The sequence below is a fragment of the Azospirillum brasilense genome (genome assembly GCF_008365405.1).
GTDB lineage: Bacteria > Pseudomonadota > Alphaproteobacteria > Azospirillales > Azospirillaceae > Azospirillum > Azospirillum brasilense_D.
In genome coordinates, this window is record NZ_QOKV01000069.1 from 1 (window position 1) to 1,722 (window position 1,722).

Here is a 1,722-nt window from a genome sequence, read left to right on the forward strand (position 1 = left end):
TTGCCGCCACTGCGTTCGGGCAGATGCCGCATCGTCCTGCGCGAAGGCGGTGGCGATGAAGGCCGCCACGACACGGCGCCCGCTCTTGCCGGCATGAGCAAGGGCGGTCCTGGAGAAATGCACCCGGGGGCCGTTGAAGAACTCGGTTCAGGTCTCGGCAGCTCGAAGCCGGCTGGCATCGACGAAGATCATGAAGGGTGCTCTGTTCCCCGGCATACGGGCGAACAATGAGCGGAGCAGAAGCAGGGCCGCGGCCAGCCGCTTGAGGTTGATGGCCGCGGCGGCCAGGTAGGCCTGCACCCGCATGTTCCAGAGGCCCCGGCGAACCGCGCGGGCGAGCCCGTGCCAGCTCTTCGCCTCGCCGTGCACGCCCTCCACCTTCCAGCGGTGGCGGCAGTAGAGCTCCTGGTCCCTCTCCGACCACTTCTCGCGTCGGCGTCGGGCGCGCAAAAGCGCCGGGTAGTCGTGCCCAACCACCACGGCCTTGTTCACCCGGCCGGCCGACAGGCAGAGCCCGCGCAGGTCGCATCCCTTGCAGTCCCGGGCGCGCGAGGTGAAGAACCGCCCGTGCTTCACGGCCCGGCCGGCCTTCAGCACCTTGCCGCGAGGACACCTCAGGACGTCGTGCCGGGCGTCGTAGCGGAAGCGGCGCATGGGCACCGGCGAGCGGATCGGCTCGGCCTTGGGCGGGATCACCGCCGCCGTTCCGCGGCGCTCGAGTTCGCCGTAGACCTTGGCGTAGGCATAGCCGGAGTCTGCGGTGGCCGTGGCGACTTTCACACCGGTCAATGCCTCGACCCGCTCGAGCGCTGGTGTCAGTTCCGCGCCCTCGTTGTCTTCACCCGTGGTCACGTGTACATCCACCACCACGCCTGCCTCGTCGTCCACGGCCGTGTGTTGCTTGTAGGACGGCTCCAGACGCTGCCGGCGGCCGCTGGTCGCCATGGTGGCGTCGGGGTCGGTGGTGCAGATCTTCTTGTACTTGCCGGTCTTCCTGGAGTCCCGCTCGGCCTCGTTCACGGGGTTCTCTTCGCCGACCTTTTCAACCCAGCACTTGGCCAGAGCCTCCCAGCTGACGTCCGCCCGGATAAGTGAGGCGTCGACGTGCACCACCTCCCCCTTGGCCACCTTGGCGGCCACGCAGGCCTGCACGGTGCGCTCGAACACGCGGCGGAACCGCGCCTCGCCCCAACGCTGCCGGATCCGGGTCAGGCTGGAGTGGTCCGGCAGCCTCTCCGTTAGGCCGTAGCCCGAGAACCAACGGATCGCAATGTTGACGGCTGCCTCGCGCATGAGCCGGCGGTCGTGGACGATGCCCAGTAGGAAGCCGGCGAGCATGAGCCGCAGCGCCGCCTCCGGATCGATGCCGGGCCGGCCGTTCTCCGCACAGTAGAGGTCGGCGACCTCCGCCCGCAGCCAGGAGAGGTCCAGCACACGGGCGACGCGGACCAGGACGTGGTCGTCGGGGACAAGGTCGCGCAGAGAGCCGGCGAAGAACTCGTACTGCTCCGGACCGCGCTGCCCCAGCATCCCCGTCTCCCGTCACCAGCCTGCAAGGACAGGGAATCACCGATGGCAGGCTTTTTCAACGGCCCCACCCGGCAGCGTTGCCACGTCGCCTGGAAAACACGGGTGACGGCGGCCTTGATGCCGCCATGGGCGTCGGAGATCACCAGCTTGACGCCGTTCAGCCCCCGGCGTTTCAGCTTGCGCAGAAACTCG

General features: G+C 68.7%; 1 protein-coding gene and 2 pseudogenes. All 3 read right to left on the reverse strand.

The features are described 5' to 3' along the window. Positions 1 to 126, reverse strand: a pseudogene (locus DS837_RS31765) (IS256 family transposase); the annotation flags it as partial. 21 nt (positions 127 to 147) lie between these two features. After that, positions 148 to 1,530, reverse strand: coding sequence for a transposase (locus DS837_RS31770; protein WP_247890240.1), 1,383 nt, complete (start codon positions 1,528 to 1,530; stop codon positions 148 to 150). A 65-nt stretch (positions 1,531 to 1,595) separates the two neighbouring features. Further along, positions 1,596 to 1,722 (reverse strand): annotated as a pseudogene (locus tag DS837_RS31775) (transposase); the annotation flags it as partial.

Bases quoted from the DNA above. Each gene is read 5' to 3' on its own strand.
- DS837_RS31770 (WP_247890240.1), bottom strand. From the start codon at position 1,530: ATGCTGGGGCAGCGCGGTCCGGAGCAGTACGAGTTCTTCGCCGGCTCT.